Source organism: Cetobacterium sp., assembly GCF_051658645.1.
In the GTDB taxonomy this organism is placed as follows: Bacteria; Fusobacteriota; Fusobacteriia; order Fusobacteriales; family Fusobacteriaceae; genus Cetobacterium_A.
The window spans coordinates 23,412-44,838 of the sequence record NZ_JBOFMZ010000047.1 but is presented as its reverse complement, the minus strand read 5'-3'; the positions used below and the strand labels follow the sequence as shown (position 1 = coordinate 44,838).

Below are 21,427 nucleotides of genomic sequence, written 5' to 3'. Positions count from 1 at the left end.
CAATCAGGAGGAAAATTATGTCATATAATTATAAAGACTTAGGATTATCTAATACTAGAGAAATGTTTGAAAAAGCTAACAGAGAGCACTACGCAGTTCCAGCATTTAACTTCAACAACATGGAGCAAATGTTAGCAATCGTAGAAGCTTGTGCTGAAACAGGTTCGCCAGTTATACTTCAGTGTTCAACAGGAGCATTAAAATATATGACAAAAGAGGTAGCTCCATTATTAGCAAAGGCAGCTGTAGATAGAGCAAGAGCTATGGGATCAGATATACCAGTAGCACTTCACTTAGATCATGGACCAAACTTAGAAGCAGTAAAAGTTTGTATAGATGCAGGATTCTCATCAGTAATGATTGATGGATCTCATCATACATTTGAAGAAAATATAGCAGTTACAAAAGAAGTAGTAGAATATGCAAAGCAATTCGACGTAACAGTAGAAGCTGAATTAGGAGTTCTAGCTGGAGTAGAGGATGACGTTGTTGCAGAGCATCACATATTTACAGACCCAGAAGAGGTTGAAGAGTTTGTATCAAGAACTGGTGTAGATTCATTAGCAATAGCTATTGGAACTTCACATGGAGCTCATAAATTCAAACCAGGAACAGATCCTAAGTTAGAATTAACAGTATTAGCTGAAGTTGAAAGAAGACTTCCAGGATTCCCTATTGTATTACATGGATCATCAGCAGTACCTCCAAAATATGTTGAAGAAATCAAAAAATTTGGTGGAAAATTATCAGATGCAATCGGAATTCCTGATACAGAGTTAATGGGAGCTGCTAAATCTGGTGTTGCAAAAATCAATGTAGATACAGATGGAAGACTTGCATTTACTGCAGGAATTAGAAGAGTATTTGGAGAGCAACCAGGAGAGTTTGACCCAAGAAAATACTTAGGTGTTGCACAAGCAGAAATGAAAGCTTACTATAAATCAAAAATTAAGACAGTTTTCGGATCAGAAAACGCTTACAAAGCTGGAAAGTAATTTAAATTTAAAACCTGTAGAAATTTCTACAGGTTTTTTTGTTATTCATTTTTTTGAATGAAAGTGACATTGCTTTTTCGAAAAAAATATAGTAATAAATATAACAGATATTTTTATAAAAAAAGAGGGGGAAGATTAAAATGGCTTGTGAAAATAAATTGAAAAAAGAGATGTTTGATAAGCTTAAGAGTTATATAGATGAAATCGAAGATATAAATGGAGCTTTAATTTCAGTTTTACACAAGGGACAAGAAATTTTTGGTTATTTACCTAGAGAGGTTCAAGAGTTTATAGCGAAAGAATTAAAATTACCAATAGCAAAGGTATATGGAGTAGTTAGTTTTTATCATTTCTTTTCAATGACTCCTAAAGGAAAATATGCAATTTCAGTTTGTACAGGAACAGCTTGTTATGTTAGAGGAGCTGAAAAAGTATTAGATAGTATTAAAAATTATTTGGGAATAGGTGTAGGAGAAACAACTGAGGATGGATTGTTTTCAATAGATACTCTTAGGTGTATTGGAGCTTGTGGTTTAGCTCCAGTGGTATTGATAGGAAAAGATGTCTATGGAAAAGAAGATGTGAAAAATATGAAAAAAATATTAGAAAAATATAGAAAAGAATCTGTAGAATAAAATTATTTTCTAAAAAAGAATTTTAGGAGGGATAAAATGGGTATAAAAAAGAAGATACTTGTTTGTGGTGGAACTGGCTGTTTATCTACAAGAGCAGGACAAATAGTTGAAAATTTAAAAAATTCTATAGATAATCACTCTTTAAAAGATAGTGTTGAAGTTATACGAACAGGGTGCTTCGGATTTTGTGAAAAAGGGCCAATAGTAAAAATAATTCCAGAAAATACATTTTATATTGAAGTAAAACCCGAAGATGCTGAAAGAATAATAGTTGAAGATATAATTAGTGAAAAAAAAATAGTAGATTTATTATATATAGATCCTAGAAATGGTGAGAGAATTTTTGAAGGTGAAAATATGGAGTTTTATAAAAAGCAAGTTAGAATTGTTCTTAAAAATTCTGGGATAATTGACCCTGAATCTATTCACCAATATATTGCTGAAGGTGGATATGCAGCTTTAAAAAAAGTATTGACAACAATTACACCAGAAAGTGTAATAAAGTTAATTAAAGATTCTGGTCTTAGAGGAAGAGGTGGAGGAGGATATTTAACAGGTTTAAAGTGGGAATTCACTTCTAAAAATATAGCTGATCAAAAATATGTAGTTTGTAATGCTGATGAAGGTGATCCAGGAGCTTTCATGGATAGGTCTTTGTTAGAAGGTGATCCTCATATTGTAATAGAGGGAATGGTAATTGCAGGATATTCCATAGGTGCCACAAAAGGTCTTGTATATATAAGAGCTGAATACCCGTTAGCAGTAGAGAGACTAAGAAAAGCAATTGTTTCTGCAAGAGAAAATAAAATGTTGGGTAAAAATATTTTTAATACAGAGTTTGATTTTGATATAGAGATAAAATATGGTGCAGGTGCTTTTGTTTGTGGAGAAGAAACAGCTTTGATACACTCGATGGAAGGTGGAAGAGGAGAACCAACAACAAAGCCACCATATCCTTCGGAATCTGGATATTGGGGAAAACCAACTGTAGTTAATAATGTAGAAACATTAGCAAATATACCTCAAATTATTTTAAATGGTATTGAATGGTTTAGAAGCATTGGAACAAAAAATTCTCCAGGAACAAAAATTTTTGCTTTAGCTGGAAAAATAAATAATGTTGGGTTAGTTGAAGTTCCGATGGGAATAACTTTAAGAGAGGTAATTTTTGAAATTGGTGGTGGAATAAAAAATAATAGAAAGTTTAAAGCTGTTCAAACTGGAGGACCTTCAGGAGGATGCTTAACAGAAAAAGATTTAGATACACCTATAGATTTTGATACACTTTTGTCAAAAGGTTCAATGATGGGATCTGGTGGAATGATAGTACTAGATGAAGACGACTGTATGGTTGGAGTTTCAAAGTTCTATCTAGAATTCACTGTAGATGAATCATGTGGAAAATGTGCTCCTTGTAGAATAGGAAACACAAGATTATGGGAAATTTTAGATAAAATTACAAAAGGCGAAGGAAAAGAAGAGGATTTAGATCTTTTAAAAGAACTCTCAGAGACTGTAAAAACAACTTCACTTTGTGGTTTAGGACAAACATCTCCAAACCCGATATTATCAACATTAAATCAGTTTATAGATGAGTATTTAGAACATATACACGATAAGAAGTGTAGAGCTGGCCAGTGTGGAGCTTTAAGAAAATATTTGATAAATGATAAATGTGTTGGCTGTACTGCTTGTGCTCGTGTTTGCCCTGTTGCATGTATTGATGGAAAAGTAAAAGAGAGACATGTAATAGATCAAACTAGATGTATAAAGTGTGGAGCTTGTCATAATTCTTGTAAATTTACTGCAATAGATATAGTTTAGTGGAGGTAGTTATGAAAAATGTTATCGTCATAATAGATGGAAAAGAAGTCGAAACTTTATCGGGAACAACTATACTAGAAGCAGCTAAAAATGTAGGGATAAGAATACCTAGTCTGTGTTATATGAATATTCCAGAAATTGGATTTAAAAATGATTGTGCTTCTTGTAGAATATGTGTAGTGGAAGTAGTAGGTAGAAAAAATTTAGTTCCATCTTGTGCAACACCTGTTATACCAGGAATGATTATAAATACAAATACAATGGAAGTTTTAGAAAAAAGAAAAAATGTCTTAGAATTAATATTATCAAATCATCCTACTGATTGCTTAATTTGTGCTAAAAATGGGAAATGTGATTTACAAAATCTTGCTATGGAGTTTGGAATTAGAGATGTAAGATTTAAAGGAAAAATATTTAAATATAGAAGAGAAATATCACCTTCAATAGTTAGAGACTTAGATAAATGTATAATGTGTAGAAGGTGTGAAAACATGTGTAACAATATCCAAAAATGTGAAGTGTTATCAGCTATAAATAGAGGATTTAAGTCAGTTGTATCAACAGCTTTTGAACTAGACTTGGATAAAACTAATTGTACTTTCTGTGGACAATGTGTAGCAGTCTGTCCAGTAGGAGCACTCTATGAAAAAGATTACACTTGGGGACTTGTAAAAGATATAGCAAATCCAAGAAAAAGAGTAACAGTACAAGTTGCACCAGCAGTTAGAGTTGCATTAGGAGAAGAATTTGGATACGAACCAGGAACAGATGTTACAGGTAAATTAGTTACAGCATTAAAAAGGTTAGGTTTTGACGATGTATTTGATACAAATTATGCAGCTGATTTAACAATTATGGAAGAAGCAGCTGAATTTAAACAAAGGTTAGAAAAGTATATAAATGGAGATAAAAATGTTAAACTACCAATACTAACATCTTGCTGTCCTGCATGGGTTAATTTTATAGAATATCATTATCCAGATATGCTAGATATACCATCATCTGCAAAATCTCCACAACAAATGTTTGGTGCGGTATTAAAAAATATTTGGGCGCCCGCAAGAGGGATAAAAAGAGATGAAATAATAAATGTATCTATAATGCCTTGTTTAGCTAAAAAATATGAAGCATCTCGAGAAGAGTTCTTTACAGATGGAATTCCAGATGTTGATTATTCAATATCAACAAGAGAGTTAGCGCACCTTTTGAAGCAATCAAGTATAGATTTAAGCAAGATGGAAGAATCAGAGTTTGATAATCCACTTGGATACTCAACAGGAGCAGGAACTATCTTTGGTAGAACAGGAGGAGTAATAGAAGCAGCAACAAGAACTCTTTATGAATGGATGACAAATGAAACTTTAGAAGAAGTTAATTTTAAAGAGATGAGAGGAATGGAAAGTATAAAAATAACAGAAGTTAAAGTTGGAGATATAGTTTTAAGAATAGGTATAGCAAATGGCTTATCAGCAGCAAGAGATATATTAGATAAAGTAAAGTTAGGAGAGGAAATGTTCCATGCTATAGAAATAATGGCATGTAAAGGTGGATGTGTAGGAGGGGGAGGTCAACCTTATCATCATGGAAATTTTGAAAAAGTAATAAAAAGAGCAGAAGGACTTCAAAGAATAGATGATGGAAAAATATTTAGAAAATCACATGAAAATCCGTATGTACAATCATTGTATGAAAAATATCTAGAATATCCTTTAAGTTCAGAAGCTCATAGAATATTACATACGAAATACTACTCTAAAAAAGCTGAAAAATAAAATTTATACTAGAACAAAATAACAGTAGTATCAAACTACTGTTATTTTGTTGTCTTTAACTCTTTACAAAGGAATGACAATGTAATATAATCTTAGTAAAGAATATCAAAAATAGATAGCCTGTGGGAGGACAAATGATACGAGAAACTAGATTAGTAGAGAATTTTTTAGATATGGTAAAAATTTCATCACCTTCAAAAGATGAGAGAGCTATGGGAGATTACTTAATTAAAGTTTTAGAAGAGATTGGGTTAGAAGTAAAAGAAGATAATGCAGGAGAATTAAACGGTGGAAACTGTGGAAATATAATTGGAATTTTAAAAGCACCTGGAAAAAAAAGACTTTTATTTAGTGCACATATGGATACAGTTGTTCCTTGTGAAAAAGTTATACCTGTAGTAGAAAATGGTATTGTAAAATCTGATGGAACATCTATATTAGGTGGAGATGATAAAGGTGGAATAGCATCTATAATAGAGATGTTAAGAGTTATAAAAGAAAATAACTTAGAACATCCAGAAATAGTAGTAGTTTTTTCAATTGCAGAAGAAGTTGGATTATTAGGATCAAAATCGTTTGATATAGATAGCTATAAAGTAGATTTTGGTTTTATATTAGATTCAAGTGGAAAACCAGGAAAGATAGTAACAAAAGCTCCTTCAGCAGCAAGAGGTACAATAAAAATAATAGGAAAGCCAGCACATGCAGGAATATCACCAGAGAGTGGAATTAATGCGTTAACTGTTGCAGCACATGCAATCACAAAAATAAAACTGGGAAGAATTGATTTGGAAACAACTTCAAATATTGGTCTAGTAAGTGGTGGACAAGCTACAAATATAGTTATGCCTTCAGTAGTGCTAGATTACGAAGCTAGAAGTTTATCAAATGAGAAACTAAATTATTTACTTGAAGAAACATTTGAAACATTTAAAGTTGTTTGTAAAGAGTTTGGAGCAAAGATAGAATGGAATATAAAAGTTGAATATCCAGGTTTTGCTTTAGAAGATAATGAAGAAGTTATTGAAATTGTAAAAATAGCTTGTAAAAAATTAGGAATAGCTAGTGAAACGGTTTCTTCGGGTGGCGGAAGTGATACTAATATTTATAATAGCAAAGGAATTCCTTGTGTAAATCTAGCTGTTGGAATGTCAAAGGTTCATACTTTGGAGGAGTATATTGAGATAAAAGATTTAGTGGATTTATCAAAAATATTAATTGAAATTATAAAAGGGTAGATATGAAAACAGGAAAGAAGAAAAAGAAAGTATTGAATATTATATATTTATTTATAATAATAATGGTTATAGTTTTTTTTGCTAAAGATGTTTTTAGATATACAATGACAGAAATTGAAGAGTTATTATTGCCTATTCAATCGAAAATATATTTTTTAGGTAAAAAAGCAAAAGAAAGTACGGAAACAGTTATAAATTATAAAGAATTAGTAAATGAAAATACAGAATTAAAAAACATTATAACTGAAAAATCTTTAATCGGAGAGAAAAATCAAAGGCTATTAGAAGAAAATAATAGATTAAGAGAACTTTTAGAAATGAAAGAAAGCTTTAAATTTAAATTTAAGGTAGGTAAAATAAGTTTTCAACAAACAAGAGAGATGTATGAAAGTTTTGCAATAAATATTGGTGAAAAAGATGGTATACAAAAAAATATGCCTGTACTTTTCAAAGAATCTTTAATAGGTCGTGTTGAAAAGGTATTTAAAAATTATTCAGTTGTTCAGATGATTACTTTTCAAGAGTCTATAGTAAGTGCTACTGCAGCGGGAAATAGTATAGGAATAATTAAAGGTAATAGAAGTGAACAATTAACTTTTGAACCAGTTTCATTTCATGAGTCACAACTTAAAACAGGAGATAAAATTTTTACGTCAGGTATTAGTGATATCTATCCCAAAGGATTATCTATAGGAGAAATTTCAGATGTAAAAGTAAAATATGAAAACAATGTAGAATATATAGTTAAACTGCCATTTAATGTGGTTGATATAAATGAAGTAATTGTTCTTACAGAGGTGGAATAGGTGATAAAAAAAATATTTATATTTATGATTGTGGGCATATCAATTTTGGGATCAGAAAAGAGAATATCTAATATAAAGGATATCTATTCAGATGTAAAAGAAATAGTATATTTGAATGGAGAAGAAAGAAAAAAAGAATATAAAATAGAGTATGTATCTGAAGATTATTTAAGGAAAGAGATACTTTATCCAAATGTAAATAAAGGAGAAATATTTCAAGATGAAAATGGAATATCAAAAATTTTTATTCCTTTGTTTAATGAGGTTTCTGAAAATAAAAGTGAAGATATTAGCAGTTTTTTATCAATAATTAAAGAGTTGAAAAATAAAGATCAAAATGATAAAGATTTTATTAATAATTATTACCTAAAAAAAGTAAAAGAGATAAAGTATAAAGATACTTATATAATAAAAATAAAAGAGTTTAAAAAAATTGATGGATATTTATTACCTATAAAAATGCAACTTTTTGAAAAAGGAATTAAAGTAGCAGATTTAAACTTGCAAGATACAAAAGTTAATAGTGGCCTTAAAAGAAAGGAATTAAAAAAATGAACTTTATAAAAACTAAAGGATTAATAGTAAAAAAAGTAGATTTTGGAGAAGGAAATAGAATTATAACAGTTTTTTCTGAAAATCTAGGTAAAATTGATCTTTTAGTTAGAGGAATTAGGAAAAGTAAAAAAAGAGACCAGAGTTCGGTAGATTTGTTAACTCTATCAAATTTTACTTTTTACAAAAAAGGTGATAAATTTATACTTAATACAATTGATTCAATAGATTTTTTTTATGATTTAAAAAAAGATATAGATAAATTAGAAATTTCATCATATATTCTATCTGTTATAAGTGAGCTAATTTTACCAGGAGAGATAAAAAAAGACTTTTTTGAAAGAATAGAAAAAGCTTTATATTTTATAGTAAAAAATAAAAAATATAAAAATTTATTAATGCTTTTAAAAATGATGGATTGGATAATAAAAGAAGAAGGATATGGAATAAGGATGTCAGGAGAAAAATATTTTAATATATCCGAATCGGTAATAACTAATTTTGAGAATGAAAAAAACATTCTTTTAAAAAAAGAGTTATTTGAACTACTGTTAAGTATAAAGAAAAAAGTATCAATATCTGAAGATAAAGTTAGTATAGAAATGCTAACTGATGCAATTATTCTTTATGAAAAATATATAAATTGTCATTTAGATACAAATTTAAATCTAAAGAAACATTTATTTGGAGGTTACTTATGTTAAACATAGTTAAAATAACTGACTATATGTCAGAAGAACTAATATTACTCAACCTAAAAGCTAAAAATAAAGATGAAGTTTTAAAAGAATTATCCGCTTTAATAGTGAAATCAGAAAAAATTGAAAAAAAAGACTTTATATATAAAGCTCTTTTAGAGAGAGAGATTTTAGGAAGTACAGGTATAGGAAAAGGTGTTGCTATACCTCATGCTAAAACTGATGCAGCTCAGAGTTTAACAATAGCTTTTGGAATAAGTAGAGAAGGGGTAGATTTCAAATCTTTAGATCAAGAAAAAGTAAAAATATTTTTTGTATTTGCATCACCATTTAGAGATAGTCAAATTTATTTAAAAGTATTAGCGAGAATTTCAAGGTTAATAAGAGAAGAAAATTTTAGAGAAAAGCTTTTAAATTGTCAAAATACAAGAGAAATTTTAGGATGTATAAATAAAGAGGAAGCTTTATAGGGAGACGAGTATGAGATGTCCATTTTGTAATAGTGAAGATACAAAAGTAATAGATAGTAGAGCATTTGCTGAAAATAATTCTATAAGAAGAAGAAGAGAATGTAATAGTTGCGAAAAAAGATTTACCACTTATGAAAGAATAGAAGATAATCCTGTCTATGTTGTAAAAAAGAATAAAAGTAGAGAGCGATTTAATAAAGAAAAACTTTTAAGAGGTTTAGAAAGAGCAACTAATAAAAGAAACATAAGCAGAGATGATTTAGAAAAATTTATTATTGATGTAGAAAAAATAATACAAAACACTTTAAAGAATGAGATAACAACACAAGAATTAGGTGAACTTGTACTAAAAAAACTAAAAGAATTAGACGAAGTTGCATATGTTAGATTTGCATCTGTATATAAAGAATTTGACGATATAAAATCGTTTATAGATATTGTAGAAGATATAAAAAAGGATAAAATGCAATGAAAATTTTAATAATAAATGGTCCGAATCTAAATTTTTTAGGTAAAAGAGAGCCAGATATATATGGATATAAAACTTTAGATATAGTAAATAAAGAAATAGAGATGTTTGCAAATTTTTATAATATTGAAATAGAATTTTTTCAATCAAATCACGAAGGATTTATAATTGATAAAATTCAAGAAAGTTATAAAAATGTTGATTATTTAATAATTAATCCAGGAGCATTAACACATTATAGTATAGGAATGAGAGATGCAATTCTATCGACAAGTATAAAAACGATAGAAGTTCATCTATCTAATGTATACTCTAGAGAGAAATTTAGACATAAATCTGTAATTTCAGATATATGTATAGGAAAAATTGCGGGGTTTGGTATTGAAGGCTATAAAATGGCTGTTCAATACTTGAGCAATTTAAAGAAGTAGGAGGAGAAATGAGAATTTTATTTATGGGAACACCAGAATTTGCAGTTCCGTCACTAGATATATTAAGAAAAAAACACGAAGTCATAGCTATATTTACAAAAGTAGATAAGCCAAATACAAGAGGTAAAAAAATAAAATATACACCTGTTAAAGAGTATGGCTTAGAGAATAACATTCCAGTTTACCAACCAATATCAGTTAAAACTGAAGAAACATTCGAATTGGTGAAAGAGTTAAATCCAGATTTAATAGTAGTTGTAGCTTATGGAAGAATAATTCCAAATAATATAATAGAATTTCCAAAGTATGGAATAATAAATGTTCATTCATCTTTACTTCCAAAGTTTAGAGGAGCAGCTCCTATAAATGCAGCAATAATAGCTGGTGAAAAAGAGAGTGGGGTAACTATTATGGATATAGCAGAGGAACTTGATGCAGGAGATATAATATTAAAAGGATCAACTCCGATTCATGAGGAAGATACATTCTTAACTTTACACGATAGATTGAAAACAATAGGAGCTCAAAAATTATTTGAAGCTGTAAACCAGATTGAAAAAGGAATAGCAAAAAGAGAAGTGCAAAACCATGAAGAAGCAACATTTGTAAAACCATATAAAAAAACAGATTGTAAAATAGATTGGAATAAAACAGAAGAAGAAGTATTTAATTTTGTTAGGGGAATGAATCCATTTCCAACAGCGTACACATCTCATAATGAAAAAGTATTAAAAGTTTATTTAGTAGAAAAATACAATAAGATTTATGAAAAAAGTGAAAATGGAGAAGTAGTAGATTCAGTTAAAGGAAAAGGATTTGTTGTAAAAGTAAATAATGGAAGTGTAATTTTAATAGAAATAAAACCTGAGAATAAAAAAAGTATTTCAGGAAAAGATAGTATAAATGGAAATCTATTTAAAATAGGGGAAGTTTTAAGATAAAAAAAACGGGGGAAATATTAAAGATGAAAATCATAGAAAAAAATGATAAGATTTCAAAAAAAACTATACAAAGATTAACTATGTATTTAAAGTGTTTAGATAAATTTTCTCCAAATGAGTATATATCATCTGAAGAAATGGGAGTTTTATTAGGCTTAACAGCAGCTCAAATAAGAAAAGATTTTTCTAGTTTTGTAACGAATATAGAATCTTGTATAGGAATTAGGGGAAAAGGGTATAACGTAAAGTGTCTTTATGAAATGATTGAAAAAATATTGGGAATAAATAAACAAAACAATGTAATTATTGTTGGAGCTGGAAAATTAGGAAATGCTATTTTCTTAGAAGGAGATATAGAAAAACCAAGATTTAATATTGTTGGGATTTTTGATATCACAAAAAGTAGAATTGGTAAAGAGTATAAAGGAATAAAAATAAGTAATGTAAGTGATATTCCTAGAATAGCAGCCGAGCAAAAAATAGATATGGCAATTATAACAGAAAACAAATCAATAGCTCAGCAAGTAACAGATATAGTTATTCAATCAGGAATAAAAGCAATATTGAATATGACTTCTTTAGAAATAAAAGTACCAAGAGATGTTGTGATAGAGCATATAGATCTAAATAGAAAACTTCAAGAATTGAATTACTGGAAAAAAAAGGCGGAATAGTAATGAAAATTTTAGATGGAAAAAAAGTATCACAAAAAGTAAGAGATTCTATAAAAAATGAGATATTAGAAATAAAAGAAAAAATAGGAAAAGTTCCAGGTTTGGTAGTGATACAAGTTGGAGATAATGTAGCATCTAAGATTTACGTGAATTCTAAAATAAAACAATGTGCTGAGGTAGGGATAAAATCAACAAATTATATTTTACCTGCTGATGTAACTGAAGAAGAACTTTTAAGTAAAATAGAAGAACTAAATAAAGATGAAACAATTCACGGGATTTTAGTTCAGTTGCCATTACCTAATCATATTGATACACCAAAAGTAATAGAAGCAATACATATTAGTAAAGATGTAGACGGGTTCAAGCCAGAAAATTTAGGAAAAGTTGTTTTAGGTGATGAATCTGCATTAATTTCTTGTACTCCAGCAGGGATATTAAGATTATTCCAAGAGTATAAAATAGATTTAGAAGGAAAAGATGTAGTTGTTATAGGAAGAAGTAATATTGTAGGAAAACCAATGACAGCACTTTTGATAAATGAAGGAGCTACAGTTACTATTTGTAATAGTAAAACAAAAGAAATATCAGAAAAAACAAAAACTGCAGATGTTGTGATAGTTGCGATAGGAAGTGCAAACTTTTTAAAGGGGGACATGGTAAAAGATGGCGCTATTATAATAGATGTAGGTATAAACAGAAATGAAAGTAATAAAATTTGTGGAGATGTGGATTTTGAATCTGTAAAAGACAAAGCATCATATATAACACCAGTTCCAGGCGGAGTAGGACCTATGACTATAGCTATGTTGCTTAATAATACATTAAAAACATTTAAAAATGGAAAAAATATTTAGGGGAGAATTTAAAATGATCAAAAAAGAGTTTTATATTGTGGATAAGAGAATACTGCCAAATTCAATACAAAGTGTTATCAAGGTAAATGAAATAGTTCAATTGGAGAAAATTTCAAAATATGAAGCAATAAAAAGAGTTGGAATAAGTAGAAGTACTTACTACAAATACAAGGATTATATAAAACCTTTCTTTGAGGGTGGGAAAGAAAAAGTATTTAGTATATATTTATCACTAGAGGACAAGCCTGGAATCCTTGCAAGAGTTTTAGATATAATAGCTGGTGAACATATGAATATATTGACAATTGTTCAAAATATTGCAATTGATGGAATAAGTAGAGTAACAATATCTATTCAAACAACAGAAAACTTACTTAGAAAGATAGAAGAGATGCTAGAAAAAATAAGCTCTCTAGATTTAGTAAGAGAACTGAGAGTAATAGGTAGTAATTAAGGAGGATTAATGAAGTTAGATTTAGAGAGCATAAAAAAGTTAGCTAAGAGTATTGGTGAGCATAATTTATCTGAAATAAGTGTAGAAGTTAATGGAACAAAACTAACACTGAAAAAAGAAGAGGCCAAAGATGAATCTTTAACGCCTGTTAAATATATAAGTCATCCAGTAGAAGAAATAGCAGATGGTTATAAAGAGCTTGAAAGTGAATTAGAAGAAATTGAAGATGCGATAGAGATTACATCTCCAATGGTCGGGACATACTATTCAACACCATCTCCAGATTCTGAATCTTTTGTAAAGTTAGGAGATAAAATTGAAGTTGGAGATACTATTTGTATAGTTGAAGCTATGAAAATGATGAATGAAGTTAAATCAACTATATCAGGAACAATAGTAGCAATAAAAGCTATAGATGGAAAAGCTATAAAAAAAGGTGAAATATTATTTTTAGTAAAATAGAGGAAAGCGATTAGCTTTCCTTTTTCTTCTTTCAAAAGGACTCTATATTGTTTTTTATAGAGAATTATGATAGAATATAAAAGTATTCAATTAAAAAAACAAGGAAGGTGTATTATACAGTTGGACACATATCGTGATATGATTATATTGTTTGTATTAATTTTATTATCTGGTTTTTTCTCAGCGTCAGAAACAGCATTGACTTCTTTTAAAACAACTGATTTAGAAGATATTGAGAAATCAAATAAGAAAACAGCACATTTATTAAAAAAGTGGTTAAAAAGTCCAAATGAAATATTAACAGGAATGCTTTTAGGGAATAATATAGTAAATATATTAGCATCTTCAATAGCAACAGTTTTAGCAATTAATGTGATGGGCAATTCTCCTAGAAGTTTAGCTATAGTAACAGCAGTTATGACAGTTTTAATTCTTATATTTGGAGAAATAACACCTAAAATAATGGCAAAAAATAATGCTAAACATTTTTCAAAATCAGTAATAGTACCTATATATTATTTTGGTGTATTAATGAAACCGATTGTAAAAATCCTTATGTGGACTTCAATATTAATAGGAAGAATATTAGGGGTTGAAGTAAAGACAGAAAATATAATGTTTACAGAAGAAGACTTAATATCTTTTGTAAATGTAGGGGAAGCTGAAGGTATTATCGAAGAAGAAGAAAAAGAGATGATACATTCTATAGTTGGATTAGGTGAAACTAATGCAAAAGAAATTATGACTCCAAGAACTTCAATGTTTGCAGTAGAAGGAAACAAAACTTTGGATGATATTTGGGATGAAATGATAGAGGCTGGATTTTCAAGAATACCAGTTTACGAAGAAACAATTGATAATGTTATAGGTGTTTTGTATACAAAAGATGTTTTAAAACATTTAAAATCAAATAGTACAAATACTAAAGTAAAGGAATTAGTAAGAGAAGTTTACTATGTTCCAGAAACTAAATCAATAATAGAGATTCTTCAAGAATTTAAAAGTAAAAAAGTTCATATAGCTTTAGTTTTAGATGAGTATGGTGGAATAGGTGGAGTTTTAACAATAGAAGATTTATTAGAAGAAATTGTTGGAGAAATTCGTGATGAGTTTGACCATGAAGAAGAAGAAACAATTAAAGAAATAGAAGCTAATAGGTATGAAGTAGATGCTATGTTAGATATAGAAACAATAAATAAAGTTCTTAATATAGAGCTGCCAATTTCAGAAGATTATGAAAGCTTGGGTGGCCTTTTAATGTCTGAGTTAGGGAAAATTCCTTCAATAGGTGATATTGTAGAATTTATAGATGTAAAGTTAATTGTACTTGAAGTAGAGAAGATGAGAGTATCAAAAGTAGAGATACAAAGAGAGGATTAGTAATGAAAAGAATAAAAGCTAGTTTTTATAGTGGCTTAATTGCAATACTACCAATAGTTATTACAGTCTATATTTTTAACTGGATATTCCAAATTTTCTTTAACCTATTAAAAGATTCTTTTGTGACAGTTGGAATAAAAGCTTTGTTTTTAGAAGCAGGATTAGGGAAAGAACAAGATTTACATTTTTATACTCAAATACTAATAAATGCAATATCTTTTATAACTCTAATTGTAACCTTAATTATAATAGGAACTGCCATGAGAATATTTTTGTTTAAAAAATTAGGAAGTTTTTTAAATAATTTATTAGTTAAAATTCCATTGTTTAGTCAAATATATAGTACAATAACACAAATAATATCTTTGTTTGCCTCAGATAGACAAAGGTCTTATCAAAAGGTTGTAGCATTTGAATATCCAAAAGAAGGTATTTATAGTATGGGATTCATGACATCTAATAGCAATCATTTAATAGAAGAGATTACAGGTGAAGAGATGTGTAATATATTTTTACCGACATCACCTAATCCAACTTCAGGTATGTTTATAATGTTAAAGAAATCAGATGTAAAGATTTTAGATATAAAAGTAGACGATGCAATAAAACTTATAATTTCAGGAGGCGTAATATTACCACCAAAAAAATAAAAAGGAGAATAAGATGTTTAAATATCTTTTTTTAGTTTTTATACTCATTGGTTGCAGCAATACTGATACACTAAAAGTTTCAAAAAAATCTGAAACAAAAGAAGAAAAATATTTATTACTTAAAGGTGCTAATTTATATTCATCTGGAAAAAAAAGTGAAGCATTATTAGTATATGAAGAGATTTTAAAAATTAATAGTAAGAATATAGTAGCGTTAAGAGAAAAAGCTATAGTTGAAGGACAATTGGGAAATATAGATAAAGCTGAAAAAAATTTACTTCAAGTACTAGCATTATATCCAAAAGATAATTTAGCTTTAAAAAATTTAGCATATTTAAATTTTAATAAAAAGAAATACAAAAAAAGTCTAGAATATTTAGAACAGATACCTTTAGATTTTAGAGTAGACCAAGATTATTTTATGCTAGGTTATATTAACTTTTTAAATAAAAAATATAAAATATCCATTAATTATTATGAAAATATAGAGAATGAATCTATTTTTGATAATATATTATTTTTCGAATCATATTTGAAGAATTTGGAAAAAGTAGAAAAATTAAAAATAGAATCATTTTTAACAATAGAAAATAAAGTTAAAAATAGTAAATCAAATACATTAAAATTATCAAATTTTTATATGACTTCTTTAAAAAGAGATGATTTATCTGAAAGAGTTTTAAAAAACTATTTGACTAATAATAATATAGATAAAGAGGTTATAAATGCATTAATAAAATTATACTATAAAAATGGAGATAAAGAAAAAGTAAAAAAAGCTTCGAACTTAATTTCAAAATAATATAGATAATTATAAAAAATAAAAAATGAAAAATGAAAACGAGTGTTTTTTAGGAGGAACAAATGGATTTAAAAAAATATGTAGCATTAGTTGAAGATTACCCAAAGCCAGGAATAAAATTTAGAGATATAACACCTCTAATGGGAAATGGTGATGCGTATAGATTTGCAACAGATAAAGTTGTTGAATTTGCAAAAAATCATAATATAGATTTAGTAGTAGGACCAGAAGCAAGAGGATTTATATTTGGATGTCCTGTTTCTTATGCTCTAGGTGTTGGATTTGCACCAGTTAGAAAGCCAGGAAAATTACCAAGAGAAGTTATTGAATATGCTTACGATTTAGAGTACGGTTCAAATGTTTTATGTATGCATAAAGATTCTATAAAACCAGGGCAAAGAGTATTAATAGTAGATGATTTACTTGCAACTGGAGGAACGATTGAAGCTACAGTAAAGTTAATTGAAGAGCTAGGTGGAGTAGTTGCAGGATTAGCATTCTTAATTGAACTTGAAGATTTAAATGGTAGAGAAAAGTTAGAAGGATACCCAACACTAGCTTTAATGAAGTATTAATAACTTTAGGGCGGCACAGTGTTGTGTCGCCTTATTTGTATAGTCTTATCGGAAAGAGGTGTTTTATGAAATATTGGCAAGAAATAGAAAGTCAAATAGACAAACATAATTTAAAAGTAGATAAAGAAAAAATTAAAATGGCTTTCTTTTTTGCAGAAGAATGCCATATAGGACAATACAGAAAATCAGGTGATAGTTATATAATACATCCTGTAGAAGTAACCAAAATTTTGATTGATATGAAAATGGACACTGATGGTATAGTTGCAGGAATACTTCATGATATAGTAGAGGATACTTTAATAACAATTGCTGATATAAAGTATAATTTTGGAGATAAAGTTGCTCACCTTGTAGATGGAGTAACAAAGTTAGATCATTTACCAAATGGAACAAAAAATCAAGATGAAAATATTAGAAAAATGATAATAGCTATGGCAAAAGACGTTAGAGTTATCATTATAAAATTAGCAGATAGACTTCATAATATGAGAACATTAAAATTTATGCCCCCAGAAAAGCAACAAAGAATAGCCCATGAAACTTTATCCATTTATGCTCCACTTGCTCATAGATTAGGTATAGCAAAAATAAAATGGGAATTAGAGGATATGTCTTTATATTATTTAGAACCAGAAAAGTATAGAGATATAAAAGCTTTGATAGATGAAAAGAAAGATGAAAGAAAAAAATATCTAGCAGATATGGTAAATAATATAACTCATTTATTAAATGAAGTGCAAATTCTTGGAAAAGTAAAAGGGAGATTCAAACATTTTTATAGTATATATAAAAAAATGTTTGAAAAAGGAAAAGATTTTGATGGAATATTTGATTTAATAGGAATTAGAATAATTTTGAATTCTGAAGCAGAATGCTATAATACATTAGGAGTAATTCATAGTAATTATAGACCTGTACCAGGTAGATTTAAAGATTACATAGCAGTTCCAAAATCAAATAATTATCAATCAATTCATACAACTATAGTAGGTCCATTAGGTAAGTTTGTTGAAATTCAAATTAGAACTGAAAGTATGGATAGAGTAGCAGAAGAAGGAATAGCTGCACATTGGAGTTATAAAGAAAATAGAAAAATAAGTAAAAAAGATCAAGTATACGGCTGGTTAAAAAATATAGTCGAATTAAACCAAGGTGCTGAAAATACCCAAGAATTTATAAAAGAAGTAACAGGAGATATTGTAAAAGAAACAGTTTTTGTATTTTCTCCTAAAGGTGATGTAGTTGAATTAGCACAAGGCGCTACACCAATAGATTTTGCTTTTAATATACATACTGAAATTGGAATAAAATGTATAGGTGCAAAAGTGAATGGAAAAATAGTACCTTTAGAATATAAATTGCATAATGGAGATAGAGTAGAAATTATAATATCTAAAACAGCAAAAGGACCAGGAAATGATTGGTTAGATATCGTTGCAACTCAAAGTGCAAAAAGTAAAATAAAGAAATGGTTAAAAGATCAAAAATTAGATGAAAATATTAAAATAGGAAAAGAATTAATAGAAAAAGAGTTACATAAAATTGGAATTTCTTTAAAAGAATTTGAAGATGGAGCTATTTTAAAGAAACATTTAGAAAAGCATAATATGCCAACTTTAAATGATTTTTATTTTCATATGGGTGAAACTAAAAGTAAAGTAGAAATTATAATAGCTAAAGTAAAAATAGAGCAAGAAAAACATAAAATATACGAAGATAATAAAATAGAAGATTTTATTAAAGAACCAATCAAGAAAAAATCAGCTAAAAAAGATGATCAAGGAATAATTATTGATGGAACTGAAAATACTTTAATTAGATTCGCAAGATGTTGTACACCATTGCCAGGAGACGACATAGCTGGATATGTAACTAAATTAACAGGAATAGCAATTCATCGAAAAGATTGTCCAAATTATTTAGCAATGGTAAATAATGATCCTGCAAGAGTTATAGAAGTAAATTGGGATGAAAAATTATTAGATGTACCTTCTAAAAAAAGTAAATATATATTTGTATTTACAATAGCAGCAATGGACAGACAAAATATATTAATGGATATTGTCACAACTATTTCAAATCATAAAATAAATGTATTATCTTTAAATTCTCATAATATGAAAAAAGGATTAGATACAATAGCTATAATGAAAGTAACAGTAGAGTTAAATAATAAAGATGAATATAAACAATTAGTTAATCATCTATTAAAAATAAAAGATGTAATATCAGTCGATAGATAGGAGAGAGAAAAATGAGTAAAAAATTACCAGTAACGTATGAATTATACGGTAAAGATGGAAAAGCTAGAATAGGGAAGATAACAACACCACATGGTGAAATTGAAACACCTGTATTTATGCCTGTAGGAACTCAAGCAACAGTAAAAGGAATGACTCCAGAAGAGCTAGAAGAGATGGGATCTGAAATAATTTTAGGAAATACATATCATTTATATTTAAGACCTAGTGATGTATTAGTTGCCAAATTTGGTGGATTACATAAGTTCATGAATTGGAAAAAACCAATATTAACAGATAGTGGAGGATTCCAAGTATTCAGTTTAGGAGACTTAAGAAAGATTCAAGAAGAGGGAGTATACTTTAGATCACACTTAGATGGATCAAAGCACTTTATTTCTCCAGAGAAATCAATCAATATTCAAAATAACTTAGGTTCAGATATAGTGATGTTATTTGATGAGTGTCCACCAGGGATGTCATCAAAAGAATATTTAATTCCATCTATTGAAAGAACAACAAGATGGGCAAAAAGATGTGTTGAAGCTCATCAAAGACCTAATGAACAAGGATTATTTGCAATTGTTCAAGGTGGAGTTTATGAAGATTTAAGAGATAAAAGCTTAAAAGAATTAGGAGAGATGGATGAGCACTTCTCTGGATATGCAGTTGGAGGATTAGCTGTAGGAGAGCCAAGAGAAGATATGTACAGAATTCTTGATTATATCGTAGAAAAATTGCCTGAAGATAAACCTAGATATTTAATGGGTGTAGGAGAACCTTTAGATATGTTAGAAGCAGTAGCATCTGGAATAGATATGATGGATTGTGTACAACCTTCTAGAATAGGAAGACATGGAACAGTATTCACAAAATATGGAAGACTTGTAATAAAAAATGCAGCTTACTCTGAAGATACTAGACCACTAGATGAAAGCTGTGATTGCTATGTTTGTAGAAATTATAGTAGAGGTTATATAAGACATCTATTTAAAGCTGGAGAAATATTAGGTGGAAGATTAGCAACTTATCATAACTTACATTTCTTAATAAAGCTTATGAAAGATTCAAGAACAGCAATAAAAAATGAAAGATTTAATGAATTCAAATCTGAATTTGAAGCCAATTATAAAATGGGAAAAGCAAGTGACACAATAAAACCAATAAAATTTGATAAATAAAAGTAAAACCAGGTCAAATTTGACCTGGTTTTACTATAACTTTGTAAATTTAGTTTTGAATTCATTTTCAGAACGAACAAAAATGATCTCCTTACCATTACAATCTAAAACTCTTTCTGAAAAAACTTTGTATAAATACATTGTTTGTCCATCTTGTTCATTTGTACAATTCAAAATATTATAATTCAAAACTTCATAAAGTTTTCCATTTTTATTATTTTTCCATAACTCTTTATTCATAAAACTCCTTCAAACAGTAATTTCACCACATATTTCACTTTCCATATATAATTTAATATCTTCAGAAGATAGATTCTTACCTAAAAGATACATAAGTTTAGTAATAGCAGCTTCTGGAGTCATATCTCCACCACTTATAACTCCAATTCGTTTCAATGCACTACTGGCTTCATACAATCCCATTTTAACAGCACCAGTTGGACATTGACTGATGTTAACAACACTAACTCCTGAATTTATAATATGTTCTAAAGAAGCTATAAATTCCTTTGAAGTAGGAGCATTTCCATTTCCATATGTTTTTAAAATGATACCCTTAATTTCCGAATGGACATCTACTAAAGTTTTTATATATAATGGATTCATTCCTGGAAAAATTTCAACTATAAGAACATTTCGATTGATAAAAGGATCAATATAAAATTCATTTTTAGGCATACCTAAAACCTTTTTATCATTTATTTTAATTTCACAACCTATTTCTCCTAGAGGAGTATAGTTTGGTGATGAAAATCCAAAGTAATTTGTAGCATCAATTTTTCTTGCACGATTTCCTCTTAAAAGTTCATCTCTAAAGCAAATTGTAACTTCAGGAATACTTTTAACACCATAAATTCTATTTCCAGCTATTTGAATTGATGTAATCAGATTTTGAAGAGCATCGCTTCTTGGAGTGATTAAAGGAACTTGAGAACCAGTTAAAACAACTGGTTTATCAAGATTTTTAAGCATAAAAGATAGAGCAGATGCAGTAAATGACATAGTATCTGTTCCATGAAGAATTACAAAACCTCTATATTTATAGTAATTTTTTTGTATAATTTCTAAAATATCAATCCATATATCAGGATTCATATCAGAAGAATCAATTAAAGTGGGGATTTGACAATATTCAGCAGGGAATGTTTCTAGTAATGGATGGTTTTTAGATACTTCATGCCAACTTTTAGCAGGTCTTAAAGGACTATTTTGATTATTATCTTCACTATTTACCATTCCAATAGTACCACCAGTATTTATAATAAGAATTTTTTCCAACATCTAAATCCTCCTAAATTTAAACCCCTAGGAGACTAGG

23 protein-coding genes and 1 pseudogene are annotated in these 21,427 nt (G+C 28.5%); 22 read left to right on the top strand and 2 right to left on the bottom strand.

Annotated elements, in window-relative coordinates; translation table 11 throughout:
- Positions 1 to 17: 17 nt before the first annotated feature.
- The 22 genes and pseudogenes from fba (at position 18) to tgt (ending at position 20,109) form a co-directional block, all read left to right on the top strand.
- Entirely contained in the window at positions 18 to 995 is a 978-nt protein-coding gene (gene fba, locus ACRCZX_RS05475; protein ID WP_438581926.1) for a class II fructose-1,6-bisphosphate aldolase, read from the top strand.
- 140 nt (positions 996 to 1,135) lie between these two features.
- On the top strand, positions 1,136 to 1,630 hold the full coding sequence (locus ACRCZX_RS05470; protein ID WP_438581925.1) for an NADH-quinone oxidoreductase subunit NuoE family protein: 495 nt from the start codon (positions 1,136 to 1,138) through the stop codon (positions 1,628 to 1,630).
- Positions 1,631 to 1,639: 9 nt separating this feature from the next.
- A pseudogene (locus tag ACRCZX_RS05465) lies at positions 1,640 to 3,454 on the top strand (NADH-ubiquinone oxidoreductase-F iron-sulfur binding region domain-containing protein); the annotation flags it as partial.
- Between the two features lie 11 nt (positions 3,455 to 3,465).
- Complete coding sequence (locus ACRCZX_RS05460; protein WP_438581924.1) at positions 3,466 to 5,226, top strand: NADH-dependent [FeFe] hydrogenase, group A6; 1,761 nt, start codon at positions 3,466 to 3,468, stop codon at positions 5,224 to 5,226.
- 134 nt (positions 5,227 to 5,360) lie between these two features.
- Positions 5,361 to 6,464: a M20/M25/M40 family metallo-hydrolase gene (locus ACRCZX_RS05455; RefSeq protein ID WP_438581923.1), complete on the top strand. Its 1,104-nt coding sequence runs from the start codon at positions 5,361 to 5,363 to the stop codon at positions 6,462 to 6,464.
- A 2-nt stretch (positions 6,465 to 6,466) separates the two neighbouring features.
- Positions 6,467 to 7,270, top strand: coding sequence for a rod shape-determining protein MreC (gene mreC / locus ACRCZX_RS05450; RefSeq protein WP_438581922.1), 804 nt, complete (start codon positions 6,467 to 6,469; stop codon positions 7,268 to 7,270).
- Positions 7,271 to 7,825 carry a hypothetical protein gene (locus ACRCZX_RS05445; protein WP_438581921.1) on the top strand — a complete coding sequence of 185 codons (555 nt, stop codon included), beginning with the start codon at positions 7,271 to 7,273 and terminating at the stop codon, positions 7,823 to 7,825.
- Positions 7,822 to 8,526, top strand: coding sequence for a DNA repair protein RecO (gene recO / locus ACRCZX_RS05440; protein WP_438581920.1), 705 nt, complete (start codon positions 7,822 to 7,824; stop codon positions 8,524 to 8,526). Before ACRCZX_RS05445 ends, recO begins: the two co-directional genes overlap by 4 nt.
- Positions 8,520 to 8,990 (top strand): PTS sugar transporter subunit IIA, encoded by a 471-nt coding sequence (locus tag ACRCZX_RS05435; protein ID WP_438581919.1) that lies wholly within the window; start codon positions 8,520 to 8,522, stop codon positions 8,988 to 8,990. Before recO ends, ACRCZX_RS05435 begins: the two co-directional genes overlap by 7 nt.
- A 10-nt stretch (positions 8,991 to 9,000) precedes the next feature.
- Positions 9,001 to 9,462, top strand: a complete 462-nt coding sequence (nrdR, locus tag ACRCZX_RS05430; RefSeq protein WP_438581918.1) for a transcriptional regulator NrdR — start codon at positions 9,001 to 9,003, stop codon at positions 9,460 to 9,462.
- The gene (aroQ, locus tag ACRCZX_RS05425; RefSeq protein ID WP_438581917.1) at positions 9,459 to 9,890 is read left to right on the top strand and encodes a type II 3-dehydroquinate dehydratase; all 432 of its coding nucleotides are present in this window, start codon (positions 9,459 to 9,461) and stop codon (positions 9,888 to 9,890) included. Before nrdR ends, aroQ begins: the two co-directional genes overlap by 4 nt.
- Positions 9,891 to 9,898: 8 nt before the next feature.
- Complete coding sequence (gene fmt, locus ACRCZX_RS05420) at positions 9,899 to 10,831, top strand: methionyl-tRNA formyltransferase (protein WP_438581916.1); 933 nt, start codon at positions 9,899 to 9,901, stop codon at positions 10,829 to 10,831.
- A gap of 23 nt (positions 10,832 to 10,854) precedes the next feature.
- Complete coding sequence (locus ACRCZX_RS05415; protein ID WP_438581915.1) at positions 10,855 to 11,505, top strand: redox-sensing transcriptional repressor Rex; 651 nt, start codon at positions 10,855 to 10,857, stop codon at positions 11,503 to 11,505.
- A gap of 2 nt (positions 11,506 to 11,507) precedes the next feature.
- Positions 11,508 to 12,362 (top strand): bifunctional methylenetetrahydrofolate dehydrogenase/methenyltetrahydrofolate cyclohydrolase FolD, encoded by an 855-nt coding sequence (folD, locus tag ACRCZX_RS05410; protein ID WP_438581914.1) that lies wholly within the window; start codon positions 11,508 to 11,510, stop codon positions 12,360 to 12,362.
- A 13-nt stretch (positions 12,363 to 12,375) separates the two neighbouring features.
- Positions 12,376 to 12,816, top strand: a complete 441-nt coding sequence (locus tag ACRCZX_RS05405) for an ACT domain-containing protein (RefSeq protein WP_438581913.1) — start codon at positions 12,376 to 12,378, stop codon at positions 12,814 to 12,816.
- Between the two features lie 9 nt (positions 12,817 to 12,825).
- Positions 12,826 to 13,278, top strand: coding sequence for an acetyl-CoA carboxylase biotin carboxyl carrier protein (locus ACRCZX_RS05400; RefSeq protein ID WP_438581912.1), 453 nt, complete (start codon positions 12,826 to 12,828; stop codon positions 13,276 to 13,278).
- Positions 13,279 to 13,398: 120 nt separating this feature from the next.
- Complete coding sequence (locus ACRCZX_RS05395) at positions 13,399 to 14,658, top strand: hemolysin family protein (RefSeq protein ID WP_438581911.1); 1,260 nt, start codon at positions 13,399 to 13,401, stop codon at positions 14,656 to 14,658.
- Between the two features lie 2 nt (positions 14,659 to 14,660).
- A complete protein-coding gene (locus ACRCZX_RS05390; protein WP_438581910.1) occupies positions 14,661 to 15,308 on the top strand; it encodes a DUF502 domain-containing protein in 648 nt (215 codons plus the stop codon).
- A gap of 13 nt (positions 15,309 to 15,321) precedes the next feature.
- Positions 15,322 to 16,110, top strand: coding sequence for a tetratricopeptide repeat protein (locus ACRCZX_RS05385; protein ID WP_438581909.1), 789 nt, complete (start codon positions 15,322 to 15,324; stop codon positions 16,108 to 16,110).
- A gap of 62 nt (positions 16,111 to 16,172) precedes the next feature.
- A complete protein-coding gene (locus tag ACRCZX_RS05380; protein ID WP_438581908.1) occupies positions 16,173 to 16,685 on the top strand; it encodes an adenine phosphoribosyltransferase in 513 nt (170 codons plus the stop codon).
- Positions 16,686 to 16,750: 65 nt separating this feature from the next.
- Positions 16,751 to 18,931: a RelA/SpoT family protein gene (locus ACRCZX_RS05375; protein WP_438581907.1), complete on the top strand. Its 2,181-nt coding sequence runs from the start codon at positions 16,751 to 16,753 to the stop codon at positions 18,929 to 18,931.
- Positions 18,932 to 18,942: 11 nt separating this feature from the next.
- Positions 18,943 to 20,109 (top strand): tRNA guanosine(34) transglycosylase Tgt, encoded by a 1,167-nt coding sequence (tgt, locus tag ACRCZX_RS05370; protein WP_438581906.1) that lies wholly within the window; start codon positions 18,943 to 18,945, stop codon positions 20,107 to 20,109.
- A gap of 33 nt (positions 20,110 to 20,142) precedes the next feature.
- On the opposite strand, the gene ACRCZX_RS05365 is transcribed toward tgt, so the two are convergent.
- Both ACRCZX_RS05365 and ACRCZX_RS05360 read right to left on the bottom strand, forming a co-directional pair.
- On the bottom strand, positions 20,143 to 20,349 hold the full coding sequence (locus ACRCZX_RS05365) for a hypothetical protein (RefSeq protein WP_438581905.1): 207 nt from the start codon (positions 20,347 to 20,349) through the stop codon (positions 20,143 to 20,145).
- 9 nt (positions 20,350 to 20,358) lie between these two features.
- Positions 20,359 to 21,390 (bottom strand): asparaginase, encoded by a 1,032-nt coding sequence (locus ACRCZX_RS05360; protein ID WP_438581904.1) that lies wholly within the window; start codon positions 21,388 to 21,390, stop codon positions 20,359 to 20,361.
- Positions 21,391 to 21,427 lie beyond the last annotated feature (37 nt).

Coding starts and splice junctions, on each gene's coding strand:
- fba (WP_438581926.1), top strand. CDS start 18: ATGTCATATAATTATAAAGACTTAGGATTATCTAATACTAGAGAAATG.
- ACRCZX_RS05470 (WP_438581925.1), top strand. CDS start 1,136: ATGGCTTGTGAAAATAAATTGAAAAAAGAGATGTTTGATAAGCTTAAG.
- ACRCZX_RS05460 (WP_438581924.1), top strand. CDS start 3,466: ATGAAAAATGTTATCGTCATAATAGATGGAAAAGAAGTCGAAACTTTA.
- ACRCZX_RS05455 (WP_438581923.1), top strand. CDS start 5,361: ATGATACGAGAAACTAGATTAGTAGAGAATTTTTTAGATATGGTAAAA.
- mreC (WP_438581922.1), top strand. CDS start 6,467: ATGAAAACAGGAAAGAAGAAAAAGAAAGTATTGAATATTATATATTTA.
- recO (WP_438581920.1), top strand. CDS start 7,822: ATGAACTTTATAAAAACTAAAGGATTAATAGTAAAAAAAGTAGATTTT.
- ACRCZX_RS05435 (WP_438581919.1), top strand. CDS start 8,520: ATGTTAAACATAGTTAAAATAACTGACTATATGTCAGAAGAACTAATA.
- nrdR (WP_438581918.1), top strand. CDS start 9,001: ATGAGATGTCCATTTTGTAATAGTGAAGATACAAAAGTAATAGATAGT.
- aroQ (WP_438581917.1), top strand. CDS start 9,459: ATGAAAATTTTAATAATAAATGGTCCGAATCTAAATTTTTTAGGTAAA.
- fmt (WP_438581916.1), top strand. CDS start 9,899: ATGAGAATTTTATTTATGGGAACACCAGAATTTGCAGTTCCGTCACTA.
- ACRCZX_RS05415 (WP_438581915.1), top strand. CDS start 10,855: ATGAAAATCATAGAAAAAAATGATAAGATTTCAAAAAAAACTATACAA.
- folD (WP_438581914.1), top strand. CDS start 11,508: ATGAAAATTTTAGATGGAAAAAAAGTATCACAAAAAGTAAGAGATTCT.
- ACRCZX_RS05405 (WP_438581913.1), top strand. CDS start 12,376: ATGATCAAAAAAGAGTTTTATATTGTGGATAAGAGAATACTGCCAAAT.
- ACRCZX_RS05400 (WP_438581912.1), top strand. CDS start 12,826: ATGAAGTTAGATTTAGAGAGCATAAAAAAGTTAGCTAAGAGTATTGGT.
- ACRCZX_RS05390 (WP_438581910.1), top strand. CDS start 14,661: ATGAAAAGAATAAAAGCTAGTTTTTATAGTGGCTTAATTGCAATACTA.
- ACRCZX_RS05385 (WP_438581909.1), top strand. CDS start 15,322: ATGTTTAAATATCTTTTTTTAGTTTTTATACTCATTGGTTGCAGCAAT.
- ACRCZX_RS05380 (WP_438581908.1), top strand. CDS start 16,173: ATGGATTTAAAAAAATATGTAGCATTAGTTGAAGATTACCCAAAGCCA.
- ACRCZX_RS05375 (WP_438581907.1), top strand. CDS start 16,751: ATGAAATATTGGCAAGAAATAGAAAGTCAAATAGACAAACATAATTTA.
- tgt (WP_438581906.1), top strand. CDS start 18,943: ATGAGTAAAAAATTACCAGTAACGTATGAATTATACGGTAAAGATGGA.
- ACRCZX_RS05365 (WP_438581905.1), bottom strand. CDS start 20,349: ATGAATAAAGAGTTATGGAAAAATAATAAAAATGGAAAACTTTATGAA.
- ACRCZX_RS05360 (WP_438581904.1), bottom strand. CDS start 21,390: ATGTTGGAAAAAATTCTTATTATAAATACTGGTGGTACTATTGGAATG.